Origin of the sequence: Pedobacter lusitanus (assembly GCF_040026395.1) — a bacterium.
In the GTDB taxonomy this organism is placed as follows: domain Bacteria; phylum Bacteroidota; class Bacteroidia; order Sphingobacteriales; family Sphingobacteriaceae; genus Pedobacter; species Pedobacter lusitanus.
Map to the genome: position 1 here is coordinate 1868607 of NZ_CP157278.1, position 15865 is coordinate 1884471.

Consider the following 15865-nt stretch of genomic DNA (forward strand, 5'->3'; position numbering starts at 1 on the left):
TATAATATTATACGCCTAAACTCCATCCCTTACGATATTCCCTTTTTACATACTGGTTTACCTCATCAAAATTGGTAACTCTCAGATTTTGCTTATCCCATAACAATTTGATATCTCTTCCAGGATAATCAAAACCTGTTCCGCTTGCTTTTGCTTTCTGTACTTCGGTACCTCTGATTGCCAGATTCGCGATCAGCAGCGTTTCAGTAAGTGGCCCTGCAATATCAAAAGGAGAGCTTAACTGTATTTTACCATAACCTGCAATAGCAGCTTCCACCCATTGCCAGTAATGACCATCAACCCCTCCTTTTACACGCTCTGCACGCTGTTTGGTATGCACCTCATTATTTCTTGATAAAGGTAAAAGTCTGGGATTAGAACCATAAACATCACACATCATCTTCCCTTTTGTACCTTCAAATAAAACTCCGTTGGTTCCAAAACTTTCATTTGCCCCCAGCTCTTCAGGACGGGCAGGTTTAATCCCGCCATCCATCCAGTGTATCTGCAAATCACCTTTGGTTTTCTTCGTTTTCTCAAATGTCATGATTACATGGCTGGAAGGCGGGCAACTATCAGGAAAAATTCCGCGTTTAAATTCATCCACATAAATACTTCCCACACTGCATTGTACATCAGTTGGTGTACTCAGTCCCAATACACTGAACGGAGGTTCAACCAAATGGCACCCCATATCCCCGATAGCACCGGTTCCATAGTCCCACCAACCTCTCCAGTTAAAAGGAACCAGTTTTTCTATATAAGCTTTATTTGGTGCACTACCCAGCCACAGATCCCAGTCCAGCTCTTTTGGCACTGCACCACCAGTAGAAGGCCAGGCAATCCCCTGAGGCCATATAGGGCGGTCTGTCCAGCAATACACAGTTTGTACTTTTCCAATAACCCCATCATCACACCAATCCCGCAATTGTCTTACTCCATCTCCAGATGCCCCCTGATTACCCATCTGCGTAACTACACGATAGCGATTGGCAGCTTCGGTTAACTGGCGCGCCTCATAGATATCATGCGCTAAAGGTTTCTCTACATAAACAGCTTTGCCCAATTGCATAGCAGCCATAGCAATCATTGCATGGTTATGATCTGGTGTAGAAACCACTACCCCATCAATGTTTTTTGCTTCCTTATCCAGCATTTCACGATAATCCTTATAATATTTTGCTTTCGGGAAGTTCTTTACTGAAACAGCGGCTCTTCTATCATCCACATCACACAGAAAAGCAATATCAGCTTTTCCGCCTTTATATATATTATTTAAATTACTCTCTCCTTTTCCGCCAACACCTACTCCTGCGACCGTTAAACGATCACTTGGAGCCAAAAAGCCCTTTCCTCCCAAAACATATCTTGGGACAATCATAAACGCTGCCGCAGCAATAGCTGTGTTTTTAATAAACCCTCTTCTCGAGTTGTCAGCAGCAGAATCCTTTTTTTCCTCAATCATAAAATATTCTTTTAAATATCTGTTTAAAAACAGGCTGTAATTACACGATTAATTATTTCGCCAGATCTTTGATTCTTATATTTCTGAACTGTACCGGAGAACCATGACCAAGAAAACCTATATGTCCGCTGTCACGCAGTAAACCAGGATGTTTCTGTCCGTCAGCTGCCCCATTTTTACGGGCATCGGTAATATCTGCATCCAGAATAGTTTTGCCATTCAGATTTACTTTGATTTTAGGTCCTTTGACTATCACCTCTTCATAATTCCACTCTCCGACAGGTTTCAGAAAACCTCTTTTTGCAGGTATAGTACCATATATAGAACCATGATACTGATACACATGTAAGTCCTTATAAATCGGCGCATCGTTATCCAGGATCTGTAATTCCATCCCTTCATAAGCTGCATCTCCTTCAAGCGGTGCTCTGATTCCCAGTCCATTGTTTGCCCCCGGGCTTAACTGAAATTCAAAACGGAATACAAAATCACTGTATTCTTTTTTAGTGAACAGATTACCACCGGAACCTTTTCCCGGTTTCGGACGGATTGCGATATTTCCATCTTCAATAGTATAATCAGTTGTGTTCCCCATCCAGTTATACATATTGGTTCCATCGAACAAAACTTTAAATCCTTCCTTTTGTTCAGCTGCACTCAGTTCAAATGGTTTTACACGCGGAATCTCACGGATATAAATATCACGGTAAACTACCGGAGATCCATGCGCCTGTAATTCAATCTGTTCTTCAGCAAATATGGGCTGATTTCTATCCCAGTAGTTTTCCAGGATCACATTATCAGTTACCAGTACTCCATTCAGATACACAGTCACGCGGTCACCTTTCATTAAAATACGGAAGGTATTCCATTCGTCCAGTTTATTATCAGCAACTTTAAGTGGTTTACTCTCATTCACCTGGTTATTATACAAACCACCTGAGCCTACCTGCGCACCATCTTTGATACGGGCATTGTCCCAGATCTGCACCTGAGGCGATCCGCGGAGATAAATCCCGGCATCACCTTTCTGCTTATGGTCATCAATGATTTTCCAGTCTACCAGCATTTCAAAATCACCATATTTTTTTATCGTTGCCAGGTTATTTCCATGACTCATAAAACGCAGTTCACCATCTATAACCTTCCAGCTATCCAGCATTTCAGCATTTGCCTTTTCCTGTGCTGCTGCTAAATCTTTAGGGTCCATTTTTGCCCTTTTTATCGGATCTTCTACCAGTCCCTTCCAGCCTGTCAGATCTTTCTCATTAAACACAGCAACAAAACCCTCATCCTGAGACATTTCTGCCAGATATTTCTGAATAGCCTGTTTCTGGTATTCACTATCAGGTCCCTGCAATGCTGCAATAGTTTTATTCAGCAGGTTTCTAACTAAAATCCCTTGATAAGGAGCTGCCAGTGCGATATTCATCACCGTATTTGCTGCAGTTGCCTTCAGCGCGGGATCATCTAAATATTTCCCGGCAAAAATCAATGAGTTAATTGATTTAGCGTTTTTAACTTCTTTTAAAATCTGCTGCTGTTGCACAGATGTCTTAGCCAGAACCATTGCTTCACGCAGCAATAACAATCTCTGTTCAGCAGGATAATCAGTTTTTCTGATCAGCCCCAGATAACCCTGGATGGCCTGATCAACATAATCACTGTTTTTTGTTTGTCCTGCAATTGCGATCAGCTGACGGGCCGCCCCTGCATCCGCCCAGAAAGACAGCGCTTCAAGAGCAGCTTTCTGATTCTGTTCATTTCCGGTATTAAATGCATTCTGAACAGCTTCCAAAGATTTATTTCCACCTAAACTGGCCAGCATTTTATAAAAAAGAGGCTTTTTATCTTCAGTAGCAGTACTCATCTGTTGTAATAACTGATCAACCTGCTGATCTCTGTTTGCTGTTCCTTTACCGGCAGCAATAATTGCCTCTTGCACCTGAACCAAAGCCGCCTGATCGGAGGTTTCTTTTAATAAAACAAACAGTTGTGGCAGATCAGTACTGGTTACCAATTGCTTTAATGAAACAAAAGCTGCCTGTCTGACCTCTGGATTATTACTTTTAAGCAATGCTGAAACCGTTCCCAACTGATCATTTGCAGCTCTTGAAGCCAGTAATCTGATTAAAGCAATTTGAAGTGCAGGATTCGATTTTGGGATAAACTTTGATAAACCGGCCGGAATACCATCACCTTTCATTCTCTGAATCGCGTCAGCAATAATCCCTGCCGTTGCAGCATCATTTTTGCCCATCACCTGCAAAAGATCATTTAAAACCTGGTTCTGACCAATATTGGCAGCTGCATTAATAGCTGCATATCTGATCACCTGATCTTTGCTGTTTACCAATTTAAGTATAGCAGGCAAAGCTCCTTTGGCCTGATTATCTCCAAGCATAGTTATAATCCCGGCCTTGATGGCAGGTTCAGCTTTCTCCATTTTATCTACCCAAAGCGCTGTAGAAGCAGGATTTAAATAAGGAGCAGCAAATTTTAAAGCCGCAGCACGATATTGAATATGCTGGTCGCCGGCAGCATTAATCAATATATTTGAACTTTCATTTTTACGGCTATCTGCCAGAATTTTCAAGGCAGCAGACCGAACAGCTACCTGATTATCAGCTGTCGCCTGTTTGAGCAGAAACTCTGCAATTTTAGCAGACAAAGTGTTATTTCCATCTTTCAGCAGCATTTCTGCATAAAGCAGTACAGCAGCAGTGGCATTGGTATTTTCATATTGAAATCCACTTTTCTCAGCAGCTTCGGTCAGGATACTCTCAGAAGAAGGATCAGCAATTTTTGCCAGCGCATATAAAGAAACCTTTTTCAGGTTCTGATCTGCATTTGCCGAAATCGTCTGAAGCGGTCCTGCCGCTTCCTTAAAGCGGCTGTCCCCTAAAGCATTTGCAATAGCAAGCTGAGCAGGCCCGTTAGTTTTTGCCAAACCCGTTAACAAAGCATTTTTTGAAGCCGGAGAATTGATTTTCACCAATGCTCTTGCTGCAGGATCTGCAAGCCTGGCATCAGTCAGTGCACCCTGTAAACACGGAATAGCGCTGTCATCCCCAACCAGTTCCAACTGACTGATAATAAATGCCTTATTTTTGGGATCAGTTAATGTATTTAAAGCTTTACAATAAGCCCTGATACTCATCTTTTTTGAATTTTCCCGTCCCGCTTTGCTTACATAGGCAGAATAACCACCTACAGCATACTCCAGTAAAGCGTTATTGCCTTTTCCTTCGGCGGCCATTCCACCAATCATCGTTGCAAGTCCATCTTCTCCCATATTGGAGATTTCCTGCATTCCGGCATTTAAAAGTGTTGAATTCTGGGCAGGTAACTGAGCATATAAATCAGCTATCCGGGTAGTAGTTGTACGCTGGTCGGTCTTTTCCTGAGCAAATGAATTCTGCTGTAAAAGCGCAACAGCCAGCAATATAAAAAATATCTTCTTTATCATGAGATGAAATAATTAGCAGGTTTTATTTTAAGAACAGAGAGAATAATTGATTTAGATAGTCCATGGTGCCCGTAATACCGGGTTAAGCAATCTGTTTGCAGCATCATCGTCTTTGAACTCCTGTTTAACCGGATCGAACTTTAAAGAACGTCCCAACCGCAAAGCAATCAGTCCCATATTAATGATATTGCAGGACCGGTGCCCATTCTGTTCATTTAAAGCAAATTGCTGTCTGGTCTTCACTGCTTCTGAAAAATCAGTCATCTGTGATGCAGGCTCGGGGAAACCGGCCAGCTTTCTTTCCAGATCAGGAATATCCGATTTAAATCCGGGATATAATTTACCTTTTGGCCCTTCTATATAAGGCACATCAGTATCCTTTCCTTCTCCGTCTAAAATAATCTGGCATCCGTCAGCATAGGTATAGGTAATTCTCCGCCATGTACCAACTGCATCGGTATGTTGCTCTGGTGCATCTATCTCAACTGATACAGGATTGGTATCATCCTTGCCTAAAAAATACTGGATCGGGTCAATATAATGTTGTCCCATATCACTTAGTCCGCCCCCGTCATAATCCCAGTAACCACGAAAAGTCTGATGTACGCGGTGCGTACTGTATGGTTTATACTGTGCAGGGCCAAGCCATGCCTCATAATCCAATTCTGCAGGTACGGGTTCTACAGGCAGGTTATCTTTTCCTACCCAGTAAAACTTCCAGTCAAACCCCGTGTGTTTACCCACTGTTACTTTTAAAGGCCAGCCTAATAAACCACTATCAACCAGTTTTTTAATTGGTTTTACCGGAGTACCCATTCCATAAAAATCGTCCTTAAACCTGAACCAGGTATTGAGCCTGAATATACGTCCATGTTGCTGAACCGCTTCCATTACTCTTTTCCCTTCACCTATACTATGAGTCATAGGTTTTTCACACCAGACATCCTTACCGGCATTTGCCGCATCAACAGACATAATACCATGCCAGTGTGGCGGCGTAGCAATATGTACAATATCAACTTCAGAAAGCTTTAATAACTCCCTGTAATCACTAAAAGTTTTTACACCTTTATCCAGCATGGGCAAAGCCATCGCAAGATGTCTTTTATCAACATCACAAATTGCAACTACCTGTGTGCCATCATAAGGAAAATGGTTCCTGCCCATTCCCCCAACACCAATAACAGCTTTGGTTAATCTGTCACTTGGAGCAATAAATCCGTTTCCACCGAGCACATATCTCGGGACAATTGAGAATACGGCGAGCCCCACAGCCGTTTTTTTAATGAAGTTTCTTCTTGAATTTGGTTCTTCAGGTTGCATATATATAGTATTTGGTTAGGTTTCATATATGTTATTGTTCGGGTATTAATTTTCAGTTTTTTTATTTTAATATGTTTCCCACCAACCTTCTAAACAGCATCTTACACTATTCCAAATATAATATTATTGTTGAAATGCAGATGTATTATTATTGATAAACAACCGGATTATTAACATAAAGTTAAACACAGACTTAAATACACGGTTATTCAAAAGCACAAAACTGTGCTAAATTCCAAGAGCGGGTTCTTTTAACTTCATTTCCAGAAAATCACTGTATTTGGAAATTTCAGCGTGGATCAGCTGTCTGGCAATTTCATCCGGAGGGCTCACCGGTATAACTTCCAGTTGGAATTCTTTTTTGACAATAGTGCGTTTCCAGGTACCGGATATCTGCCCGTCGGTAATGATTAGCGGACTAAAAATACCATTTTTTGTCTGGTTTACCAGATGATGATGAATCAGCGCCGTCCTGTTTTTATAGGCAACGGCCAGTTCATCAAATGAGGGTAGTAAATAAACGGATGTGTGCTTTTCTGCAGGCCTTATGTCAGTTGCAAACCAATAAGTATGTTCTTCAATTACTATATTACTTAAAACGGCTCCGTTAATTTCAATACCTCTTTTGGCCTCCGTCTGATTCAGTCCGCTCCACCAACAAAAATCGGCCAGAGTAGCAGGTCCGTGACTAAAAAAATATCGTCTGACCAATTCTGCAAGAGCAGCATCTTTATCAAAATTTTCACTGGCAGGAACACGTTCTTCAAATAAGGCATAAGTAAAATGTTTTCCTTCTCTTTTGCCACTGCATATCACCCCATCCATTTCAGCTTCCATTAATAAATGGCTCATACGGTTTTCATCCGTGTTAAGCTGATTATTTCTGAATAGCTCTGCCAGCGCAATACGGTTCAACTGCCGGTTTCCTTGTAATGCACTAATCAAAAGCCGCTGACTCTTTTTAATGACCGCTTCATCAATACCCAGCTTACGGTTGTGAGACTTATTCATTCTCTTCACTGCTGGCCCTGTAAGTTTCAGCATCCAGCCAATATCAGCCGGCGAGACAAAATGCCAGGTCGCACGGAGTACATGAGTTCTTAAGATTTTACCCGAATTAAAGTCTGCTTCAACTGTATGATCAGTACTCCCTTTTATCCTGTTTCCTATAGCCCATTTAGCTGCGGAATAATCCTGTGCCTGCATACAGCCCATCCACCTGACTACCTCTTCAGGACTTGAAAATTCTGTCCTGTTAATATGCTGATTGCCCAAACGCAGCTTTGCAATATTCAAATCTGTTACCATTGGTTATTTATCATTTATAGGGTTCTGATATAAAACTCCTGAATCAATAATCTTTTTTCGCTAACATTGCATCCTGTTTATGCAAAAGCATAAAATCCCATTAAATATACTAACGAAATAAATAATCTTAAAGACATGAAGAAAATCATCCTCTTATTCTCTCTGATACTGTTCACTACCTTTGCCTCATTTAGTCAGAACAAACCCACCTACAGAGAAAGTTTCAAACAACTGATGATTCTAAATGGTTCTGAAAACACTTTTAAAGCTGTAATCAGTCAAATGATAACTTCACTAAAAGCACAAAGACCAGAGGTTAAAGAAGAGACCTGGAACCAGTTTAACGAAACCTTTCAAAAGGTTGGAATTGAAGACCTTTTAGATTTGCTTTTACCCGTTTACCAAAAACATCTGTCACAGGAAGATATTATCAATATGATAGCTTTTTATCAGACTCCCTCAGGAAAGAAGTTTGCAGAAAAAACTCCTTTAATTACTCAGGAATCAATGCAGGCAGGCCAGATATGGGGGCAGAAGATCGGGGAAGATTTTGCAAAGAAGCTAAAAGAACAGGGAAACTAATTTGCACAGATTCTGGTTCTGTTAAAATCAAAACCCACTTTATTCAAGTATAAAAGACTTAACATATAACTTATCATCTCTGCCTGTTCGATACGTACAGGCAGAGAAAATTCATAGACATTTTCAGGTACATTGGTTACATCACAGGCCTCAAAAACTACATTCACCATTTTGGCTTTACCCTGTCCGTATAATTCATAGGGAATCACAGTCAGCTTTTTACAGATTCTTTTGGTTTGTAAATGCGTTTTAAAAAAAAGACAGCTGTTATTATAGGTGATCAGTCTTTTATTGATGGTCAGATATTCTCTGCCATATAATTTCCACAAGGTATAGCTTAAAAAAAACAATAAAAGTATAGCAGTTGCCAGAGCAAGTACCGGCATCATCAAAACTGCTGTAAATATGGTCAGTATAAGCAAGGCTGAATTGCAGCTGATTAAAAGGACCCGAAAGATTAAACTCACCTTACTTTTAATGGTAATACACACGTTATTCCCATCATAATCTAAACTTAAATCATTTAGGCCCATCTTTTTACTGTTTTTTTCAGACATTCTAAATTACTTATTTGTCTGTCCTGAAACATCAATACTATGTAAAAAACACGAAACCCTAAAAAGTAAATTCTCCGATAAATACACCTCCCCGCTGCTCCCCGGAAAGTTGCAAGGTGATTATTTTACGTTGCTGGTCTGCGCTTCCGTAATGCGTATATATTTCGGCCATTACAGTTGTGGGTCCACTAATGCTCAACTGATTATCCCCATAATAATTTACTTCAATTCTATATTTTCCTTTGATAGCTTTTTTAATCATAAACTGTTCAGGACCATAACCACTGGTAAAATCATTACTTATTCTGCCACCGGCACTGGTCCGGTTATGACTGTAAAAACATTTTACTCCATTTGGATCTGTTACCCAAAGATCTATATCAGTATCTTTTTTATTCCAGTTCATGACCACCCTTACATCAACAGGAAGATTAAAAATCACCTTTTTATCAATTTTACCAGTATTTAATTTTCCGCGATGAAGACTGATCAGGTTATTGATTTCTGACAAAATAATCTCTTCTATACCATGATCCCGGTCTGCATTGTCCATACTGTAACTTTGATTCAGTACAGCATACAAAGTATCCAAAGCCTGCTGATACTGACCACAATCTGCAAGAGCCAGTGCATAGTCCCGGTAACTTTGTGCATCCATCGGTCTCCATTCCAGAACTTTACCACTGGTAAACAGTTCAGTTTTTATCTGCCCTGTTTCTCTTAATTTATAAGTTAACGTTTTATAGATTTCTGCATTTTCTAATTCCAGCTCAGTCAGGTTACTTAGGATCATTAAAGCTTTATCAGCCTCTTTATGCTGCTGAAACCAGTTCGAAACATCCAAATAAAATGAAGGTGTTGTAAGATATTCTTTTCTGACAGCAAGATATTGCTGATAAGCATTCTCTGCAGTGCCATTTATCTTATTCATATATGCTTTGTCACTTTTAAATTCAGGGACGATGATAACCGGTTGTTCAGCTCTCGTTTTCCCTGGTGCAGAATCAGCCACCCGTCCGCTTATTTTACTCATCGCGGCAGAAGAAACCACTACGGATTCATATAATGCCTGACCTGGTTCTGCTCTTTCTCTTCGGATGTTCGTATTTTCAGATCGAACCACGATGTCTGCAGCTGCATTCTGATCATATCCAACTGTAGCCGGAACAGTATATGGAACAACTTTCTTTTCTGGTTTGGGAAAGAGCTTTTCCGGTTTAAAAACCTTGTTCCACCAGGTTTTTAATTCTGCTGCCATTGCAATGGCTTCTTTCATTAAACCATTTTTCCGTTCTTCTTTATGCTGTATTTGTCCTTTTCTTACTTGATGATAAGCATCTCTTAACTCTTCCGGAGGCTCAATACCATAACGGATGTAATCTTCAACAGATTCCAGTACCAGCAGACTGGTATTACGGGTAACCAGTCCAAACTGTTTACCCAGCGCACTGATTTTATCTTTGTTCTGCTCATAATTCAAATCCATATCCGCCAGTTTCTTCTGCGCCCAGATCTTACTTACATCTATCACACCTGCACTTTGAGCGGCCGCATTCAGATTAACCCTCCGTTCCAGTATAACTTCTTTACCATATCCAAACTGCAGTACCAGGTTTTCAGTTCCCGAAGCTGCCAGGCCAGCCACAGACAGATAACCACCTACGCGCACTGGCAGAGCCGGATAAAGCTCACTGATTCCAGGATTATTTTTGACACCTAAAAACTGTATTTCATCTCTGGACATTTGCTGAAAAGCATTTTCTGCAGACAACTCATTCAGGTTAATAAACTGACCTCCTGTTCTGGCACTTATATTTTTAAGCTGGTTAAAGTCAGCACGGAGTGAAGAATTGATCGTATAAACAGGTTTATTCAATGCGACAGAAGATTTACCAAAACCAGAAAAACCATCAGTAAAGAATAAATACTCATCGGCTTTAAACAAGGCTGAACTGACATTGCTATAATCAGTACCACCATCATAAACCAGATTAGCTAATTTCTCTCTCAATGCCTTCCAGTCCCCTCCCCTGATGATAAAAGTTCCTCCTTTTTTGAAAGTATTATTCAATAGGCCCAGCTCTATTGTCAGATTTTTTTTCTCTCTGATCAATGCATCGAGCAAAGCCAGTTCTTTTGAGGTATCTCTTTGTAAACCACTCAAAGACACATCCCAGATCAGCCCTATCTGATTACCCCATGTGTGTGTTCGTGATGACGCATTAACGGGTACATTGGTCAGAAAGTAATAGCTGGAACCGGCTTTCTGCATTAGAGCAGCTATTTTTTCGCCCGAAACAGCTGGCAGATTAATGATAAGGCCATGTTTTGGAACAAAATCTTTCCGCTGCATTTCAGCAATAAAGGCAGTCCCTTTGCGGCTAAAACTAAAACTGCCATCAGGCTGTTCCACCAGTTCAGGCTGCTCATTACTTTCCAGTACACTTACCTTCAAAGAAAATTCGGGAACAGGTTGTTTATAATCCAGGGGTAAACGATAACTAAGCAGCTGCTTAGAAAAGTGAAGCTCCTGCTCATAACTGATTTTCACTGTCCTTGTACCATGAGCAGGAAAAGGATAAATACGGGTACGGAAATTATTTCCTTCTACCTTCTCCAGTAATCCCGGATCTACCCTGCGGTGTTCTATACTCTCAAAAACCTCAGTTGCCCTTGCTTTTTCTACCGGAACGGCATCTCTCATTTTACCATTGATATCCAGTGCATAACCACTGATACTTACCCCATCAGGCATTGGAAAAGTAAGTTCTCCTTCTAATATTCTGGAGCTGGTATTTACAAAAGACATCGTCATTACTGTAGTTGCAATATTACCATAAACCTGTACTTCAGTGTGCAGTGATTTAAGACTGACAGCTTTTTGCTCAGCGGGTACAGTTGTGTTTAATACTTTGATTTGCGGAGTCTGCGCAATACAGGCTGAATATGGAGCTATAAATAGGAATACAGATAAGGTCAGCAGCGGAGATACAGGTATAAGTTTCATAAGACTTTTTATTCCAGATGCAGTCCGGGCTGTTATTCCATAAAGGTTTTTTGATCACCATAAAAAAAACAGCTCATTTTTCTCTAAACATTTCCGGTATTCTACTGTTACTTAGATATATCAACAAATAAAAAGGAATGGGACTATTAAAAACAGCATTAATTGGGGCCGCAGTTTACGGAGCAATTAAATACATCACAAAAAAAGACGTGAACGGCAGATCAATAGTTGATGATTTGCAGGATAAAGCCCCGGAATGGGTAGATAAGGCGAAACGTTTTAAAAATGATATTGAGCAGAAATACAATGCAGAATTTGATCCGTATACGGAAGTCAAACCATAAATGAAAAAGGTGTCTCCATGAAGACACCTTTTTCATTTATAATAATTCAGCCGTTATTATTGATAATTTTCTGTTTCAAAAGCCTTCCACTTTTCAATCATAAAGACCTTAAAGCGTTCGGGTATACCAACTTCATACTTCATCGTTCCAGGGATCTTTTCTCCCATATTCACTGTAGTAGTTCCTCTGATCACGTATTTTTTTTTATTCTCGAGCATGATTAGTTTCATTACTTTATTATCAACCCCACCTGTACAGGTTAAACGATAAGCAAAAGTGCATTCTGCTATTCCATTACCATCAAGATCAGTAATAAAAAAAGCGCCCGGAATAAAACTCGTTACAATATCTACCGGGCAAGAACTGATCTGATCATTTACACTGACAATCTCCTGCCAGCTATTACCACTTTTGGTATAGTGATAAACATGCAGCTCAGCATCCCTGTTATCCGGATATTCCTGCACGTCTTTTGAAGGAAACTCGCCGGTTTCTGTAAGCAGCAAAATATTGTCTCCGGATTTGTCCTTCCATCCCACAATCTTTACTGGTTTTCCCTGATAAGTTATCGCCGCAGGCAAATCAGCAATTTTTAAAGTGTCGCTATTGATACCATTTGCCGCAGCTTCAGCAGAAACAGTTTTCTGCTCAACAGCAGTTCTTTTTTTAGCATCAGCTGAATTTTGTGTCTGCCCGGAGTCGCTATGCTGAGCACAGGAAAAAAGAAATACAGTAACCATTAAAACCAGAGCAGATTTTAAATAAGCTGAAGAAAGTAATTTGTTCATAACGCGTAAAGCTATCATTTATTCTGTGTTTCAGAAAACCACAAAAAGGGCTTTAACAGCACATTTTCCAGCAGGAGGAAGGATTTTTAGTAATCAGCAGCTATAAGAGGCTTACATCACTTTAAGAAAGCAGTCTGCACTGGCATTACAGGAGTCCATTTTTACACTGTCTTTTTTAATCCGGAGAAATCTGAAGTTTTTTTCTTTTTTAAGCTTAAGACGGGTAGAATCAGGAAAATCTGTACTGGTCAGATTTGAATAAGCTAAACTAACTATCCTGTCAAATTCATTAGGATCTCCGGGGTGTTTACACCCGAAAGCAGTTAAGATAATTAAGCAAACCAGCATCAGTAAGATTCTCATGTTTATTATGTAAATATTTATTATCCGATAAATATTTACATAATAAACAGTAATAAGAAATTTACTACGTCAACGACCATTTAACTTACATCAACATCGTATTCCTATGAGCAAATATGATTTGCTATTACGGCTTAACGGGCGTCATTTTCAGCACATCAATTGCAAATTTTGAGGTTTCACGCTCTACAGCTGCAACATCTTTACTCAATAAAGGAGAACCTATAACATGGTTTCCTGCATTCGGAACAGCCTGTTTTACCTTCAGGGCAGCAGGGGTTCCCAGTTCCTCAAACATCTTTAGCATGGCATCTACCTTTACTGTCTGATCCTGATGCTGGGCGTCCTTATAATAATAAAGCATTAATACCGGTTGTTTTACTTTTTCATAACTTTCTTTAGTATTGGAAGTCTCCATAAATTCCTGCAGCTGAGGCACAGCTTCCAGACGATACTGACTATACCAGTACTGCAGCACTTTCGGGTCGGTGTCTGCACTTTTCTTCGAATACATTCCGCCCATTACTTTTCTTACCAGCTGCAGTCCCCATGGTTTATTGGTTAGCCAGGCAGAGCCGTTATTGATTTCAATATTTGGAGAGTAAAGAATTATACTGTTAATTTCAGGGAAGTTTGCCGCTAATTTAACCGCCAGTGCCCCACCGGTTGAAGTGCCCATGATAATTACCTTTTTACCCAGTTTTTTACCAATTGCATAAGCTTCAAGCGCCGAAGCCCATAAGTTTTCCGGCGTAAACTCCAGCATAGCATCTTTTCCCTGCAAGCCATGACCGGCAAGACGGGCAAGATACAGATTACAGCCAAAGGCTTTGGCAAAATTACGATGCACAGGCTCTCCTTCTCCCTGGGAAGCAGTAAAGCCATGAAGATATACTACAGCATATTCTGTCTGCTCTTTATGCGTACTGTCAGCCCATATTATCCTTGCCTGGTTGTCGGTTTTTAAAGAAAGTTTCGATTCTCTGTCATTAATAAAGGTATCCAGCTGGGCTGGTTTATCCGGAACAGCGGGTAAGGCTGTTACATAAACAGGAGTAGCGGGCTTAGGCCCTGAAAAATAAACAACGACCAATAGAAGTATCAGCACTCCCAAACCTATTAAAATCTTCATAATCATCTATTAAATGGAGAAAGCAATTAATTAAAAATCTAAGTATAAAATATTTAAAACATACATTTCATACCCTATCAAAATTAACATTTTAATTCAAAACGAGTATGAGAGACTGCCGGAATGATGATTTAATCTTCCTGATGTAAAATTAAGTTTTAATTATTGAAATGAAACTTAGCAGATATCAGAGACATTTAGTTATACTTGTCTTAACTAATTAATCAGTATCAACCAATAACTATCCCAAAATCAATGAACCAAAAACCATCAAGTGCATTTATAGGGGCTTCCTGGGTAGCCTTAATGGCAGGATTTGCAGCTTATAACATCGGGCTTTTCAATGCTACAATGCAATTAAATGAGAAAGGATATTATTTCACCATCCTTATTTTCGGTGTATTTGCAGCCATTTCTGTACAAAAATGTGTTCGTGACCGCCTGGAAGGAATTCCGGTAACGAATATTTATTACGGTATAGCCTGGTTTTGTACCATTTTATCCCTTGTACTATTAACTGTAGGATTATGGAATGCTACACTTGCTTTAAGTGAAAAAGGATTTTATGCAATGTCTTTTGTACTCACAATTTTCGCTTCCATTGCGGTACAGAAAAACACCAGAGACAGTATTGGTACTGAACCTAAAGCACCAAACGATCAGAATAACCTGTAATTTAAAAAACCTGAATCCCGAAAACATGCACAAGCATGTAACAGGATTCAGGTTTTTTTTATATTAACAGCTTATCAGACAGATCTGTTTGCTGTCACATAACGCCTGTGATAATTAATCTGTCCGGTATGATAAGACAGGTGAGCAAAAAGATGAATCAGTACATATTCAACAGACTGTTCGTCTTTAACCACCTTAATCTCTGCGGGGTAGTCACTTTCCAGTTCAGCACTGGTTAATCCGGAAACCGCATCAGCGATAATTTCTGACAGCCGGTTAAATTCCTCAATCAGTTCTTCTCTGGTAAACAACCTCGCATTAAACTCCGCATCCCTGTTTCTTTCATAACCGATATGTCCGAAAGGATTACCTACAAAAGTCTTTAAATTACCTATCAGGTGCTGCAGCAAATGACCACCGGAATTGGTTGTTCCAGGTAAAACTTCCCATAGCGAGCTATCATCAGGGTACATTTTCAGTTCTTCAGTGACTTTGCTCAGGTCACGTTGATATAATTGCGTATAGTATTCAGTTTTCATTTGTTATTTTAAAAAAGTACATCCTGCAAATCAGGATTTTTATCAAATACACTTTTAGCAAACGGACATAACGGAAGGATTTTCACCTTGTTATCCCTTGCATATTTTACTGCTTCCAGTACCAGTTTTTTTCCAACACCTTTTCCTGAAAAATCAGGGTTTACCTCTGTATGGTCGATAATGATTTTACCTGGTCCTGCCCAGACATAAGTCATTTCTCCGGCTACCTTATCATTTTCTATGGCCTTAAAACTGCCTTTTTTCTCGTCATTGAACTGTTCAATATTCATAGCTAATATTTCCTTAAATGTAT

The 15865-nt window shown here is 39.9% G+C and carries 14 protein-coding genes; 3 read left to right on the forward strand and 11 right to left on the reverse strand.

The genetic code is table 11. The annotated features are described in order from the left end of the window. Positions 1–7 precede the first annotated feature (7 nt). The 4 genes from PL_RS07945 to PL_RS07960 all read right to left on the reverse strand — a co-directional run bounded on the left by PL_RS07945 (position 8) and on the right by PL_RS07960 (position 7565). Positions 8–1465, reverse strand: a complete 1458-nt coding sequence (locus PL_RS07945) for a Gfo/Idh/MocA family protein (protein WP_041882627.1) — start codon at positions 1463–1465, stop codon at positions 8–10. A 52-nt stretch (positions 1466–1517) separates the two neighbouring features. Next, positions 1518–4934: a DUF1080 domain-containing protein gene (locus tag PL_RS07950; RefSeq protein ID WP_348621392.1), complete on the reverse strand. Its 3417-nt coding sequence runs from the start codon at positions 4932–4934 to the stop codon at positions 1518–1520. Positions 4935–4985: 51 nt separating this feature from the next. Then, complete coding sequence (locus PL_RS07955) at positions 4986–6257, reverse strand: Gfo/Idh/MocA family oxidoreductase (protein ID WP_041882630.1); 1272 nt, start codon at positions 6255–6257, stop codon at positions 4986–4988. Positions 6258–6485: 228 nt separating this feature from the next. Continuing rightward, positions 6486–7565 carry a winged helix DNA-binding domain-containing protein gene (locus PL_RS07960; RefSeq protein ID WP_041882631.1) on the reverse strand — a complete coding sequence of 360 codons (1080 nt, stop codon included), beginning with the start codon at positions 7563–7565 and terminating at the stop codon, positions 6486–6488. A gap of 135 nt (positions 7566–7700) precedes the next feature. On the opposite strand from PL_RS07960, the gene PL_RS07965 reads away from it, so the two are divergent. Continuing rightward, entirely contained in the window at positions 7701–8147 is a 447-nt protein-coding gene (locus PL_RS07965; RefSeq protein WP_041882632.1) for a DUF2059 domain-containing protein, read from the forward strand. Here PL_RS07965 and PL_RS07970 read toward each other — a convergent pair. After that, positions 8144–8704: a hypothetical protein gene (locus PL_RS07970; RefSeq protein WP_348621394.1), complete on the reverse strand. Its 561-nt coding sequence runs from the start codon at positions 8702–8704 to the stop codon at positions 8144–8146. The genes PL_RS07965 and PL_RS07970 overlap by 4 nt on opposite strands. Positions 8705–8762: 58 nt before the next feature. Then, the gene (locus PL_RS07975) at positions 8763–11711 is read right to left on the reverse strand and encodes a VIT domain-containing protein (RefSeq protein WP_052496326.1); all 2949 of its coding nucleotides are present in this window, start codon (positions 11709–11711) and stop codon (positions 8763–8765) included. Positions 11712–11848: 137 nt separating this feature from the next. Here PL_RS07975 and PL_RS07980 point away from each other — a divergent pair, with 137 nt between their 5' ends. Next, positions 11849–12055, forward strand: a complete 207-nt coding sequence (locus PL_RS07980; RefSeq protein WP_041882634.1) for a hypothetical protein — start codon at positions 11849–11851, stop codon at positions 12053–12055. Between the two features lie 56 nt (positions 12056–12111). Here the strand turns inward: PL_RS07980 and PL_RS07985 are convergent, their stop codons facing one another. From PL_RS07985 to PL_RS07995, 3 genes are all read right to left on the reverse strand, one after another. Then, positions 12112–12843 (reverse strand): M949_RS01915 family surface polysaccharide biosynthesis protein, encoded by a 732-nt coding sequence (locus PL_RS07985; protein ID WP_348621397.1) that lies wholly within the window; start codon positions 12841–12843, stop codon positions 12112–12114. A gap of 111 nt (positions 12844–12954) precedes the next feature. Further along, positions 12955–13206, reverse strand: coding sequence for a hypothetical protein (locus PL_RS07990; RefSeq protein WP_041882636.1), 252 nt, complete (start codon positions 13204–13206; stop codon positions 12955–12957). A gap of 127 nt (positions 13207–13333) precedes the next feature. After that, positions 13334–14338: an alpha/beta hydrolase gene (locus PL_RS07995; RefSeq protein ID WP_052496225.1), complete on the reverse strand. Its 1005-nt coding sequence runs from the start codon at positions 14336–14338 to the stop codon at positions 13334–13336. 255 nt (positions 14339–14593) lie between these two features. On the opposite strand from PL_RS07995, the gene yiaA reads away from it, so the two are divergent. Then, a complete protein-coding gene (yiaA, locus tag PL_RS08000) occupies positions 14594–15013 on the forward strand; it encodes an inner membrane protein YiaA (RefSeq protein WP_041881074.1) in 420 nt (139 codons plus the stop codon). 74 nt (positions 15014–15087) lie between these two features. Here the strand turns inward: yiaA and PL_RS08005 are convergent, their stop codons facing one another. Beyond that, on the reverse strand, positions 15088–15552 hold the full coding sequence (locus PL_RS08005) for a DinB family protein (protein WP_041881070.1): 465 nt from the start codon (positions 15550–15552) through the stop codon (positions 15088–15090). Positions 15553–15560: 8 nt separating this feature from the next. Beyond that, complete coding sequence (locus PL_RS08010) at positions 15561–15842, reverse strand: GNAT family N-acetyltransferase (RefSeq protein WP_041881069.1); 282 nt, start codon at positions 15840–15842, stop codon at positions 15561–15563. Positions 15843–15865: the final 23 nt, after the last annotated feature.

What these genes read in the sequence shown, in the direction of transcription:
- yiaA (WP_041881074.1), top strand. Translation starts at nt 14,594, where the DNA reads ATGAACCAAAAACCATCAAGTGCATTTATAGGGGCTTCCTGGGTAGCC.
- PL_RS07955 (WP_041882630.1), bottom strand. Translation starts at nt 6,257, where the DNA reads ATGCAACCTGAAGAACCAAATTCAAGAAGAAACTTCATTAAAAAAACG.
- PL_RS07985 (WP_348621397.1), bottom strand. Translation starts at nt 12,843, where the DNA reads ATGAACAAATTACTTTCTTCAGCTTATTTAAAATCTGCTCTGGTTTTA.
- PL_RS07965 (WP_041882632.1), top strand. Translation starts at nt 7,701, where the DNA reads ATGAAGAAAATCATCCTCTTATTCTCTCTGATACTGTTCACTACCTTT.
- PL_RS07980 (WP_041882634.1), top strand. Translation starts at nt 11,849, where the DNA reads ATGGGACTATTAAAAACAGCATTAATTGGGGCCGCAGTTTACGGAGCA.
- PL_RS07960 (WP_041882631.1), bottom strand. Translation starts at nt 7,565, where the DNA reads ATGGTAACAGATTTGAATATTGCAAAGCTGCGTTTGGGCAATCAGCAT.
- PL_RS08010 (WP_041881069.1), bottom strand. Translation starts at nt 15,842, where the DNA reads ATGAATATTGAACAGTTCAATGACGAGAAAAAAGGCAGTTTTAAGGCC.
- PL_RS07995 (WP_052496225.1), bottom strand. Translation starts at nt 14,338, where the DNA reads ATGAAGATTTTAATAGGTTTGGGAGTGCTGATACTTCTATTGGTCGTT.
- PL_RS07990 (WP_041882636.1), bottom strand. Translation starts at nt 13,206, where the DNA reads ATGAGAATCTTACTGATGCTGGTTTGCTTAATTATCTTAACTGCTTTC.
- PL_RS08005 (WP_041881070.1), bottom strand. Translation starts at nt 15,552, where the DNA reads ATGAAAACTGAATACTATACGCAATTATATCAACGTGACCTGAGCAAA.
- PL_RS07950 (WP_348621392.1), bottom strand. Translation starts at nt 4,934, where the DNA reads ATGATAAAGAAGATATTTTTTATATTGCTGGCTGTTGCGCTTTTACAG.
- PL_RS07970 (WP_348621394.1), bottom strand. Translation starts at nt 8,704, where the DNA reads ATGTCTGAAAAAAACAGTAAAAAGATGGGCCTAAATGATTTAAGTTTA.
- PL_RS07975 (WP_052496326.1), bottom strand. Translation starts at nt 11,711, where the DNA reads ATGAAACTTATACCTGTATCTCCGCTGCTGACCTTATCTGTATTCCTA.
- PL_RS07945 (WP_041882627.1), bottom strand. Translation starts at nt 1,465, where the DNA reads ATGATTGAGGAAAAAAAGGATTCTGCTGCTGACAACTCGAGAAGAGGG.